This window comes from Paraburkholderia sp. SIMBA_053 (genome assembly GCF_046534895.1).
GTDB lineage: Bacteria > Pseudomonadota > Gammaproteobacteria > Burkholderiales > Burkholderiaceae > Paraburkholderia > Paraburkholderia caledonica.
The window spans coordinates 1-405 of the sequence record NZ_JAWRXU010000160.1 but is presented as its reverse complement, the minus strand read 5'-3'; the positions used below and the strand labels follow the sequence as shown (position 1 = coordinate 405).

Below are 405 nucleotides of genomic sequence, written 5' to 3'. Positions count from 1 at the left end.
CTGACGGGGACGACTCAGGACAAAAACCCGCCGAGTAAGCGCCAAATTAGGGAATCTCCCTCAGTACAGGCGGTTTGCATTGCGTTTCGTTTCCGCGACCTCTACCATTGACGAAAAGGCGACGCGACAACGGAGGCGCAGTTGACACTCGATACGTTCTCTCAAAAAATCCTGCGTCTTTTGCAGCTGGACGCGCGCCGTTCGGTGCAGGAAATCTCCGATCAGGTCGGACTGTCCAGCACGCCGTGCTGGCGACGCATCAAGGACATGGAGCAATCGGGCATCATCCAGCGCTACACGGCGTTGCTCGATCGCGAAAAGCTCGGCCTGCATGTGTGCGCGCTCGCCCATATTCACCTGACACGGCACACGGAAGGCGGCGTCGAGCAGTTCGAACGGGAAATC

1 protein-coding gene is annotated in these 405 nt (G+C 58.3%); it reads left to right on the top strand.

The genetic code is table 11. From position 1 onward, the window contains the following. Window positions 1-141: 141 nt before the first annotated feature. Window positions 142-405 (top strand): Lrp/AsnC family transcriptional regulator (locus SB753_RS35060; protein ID WP_410804646.1); only part of this gene is annotated, 264 nt, incomplete at its 3' end.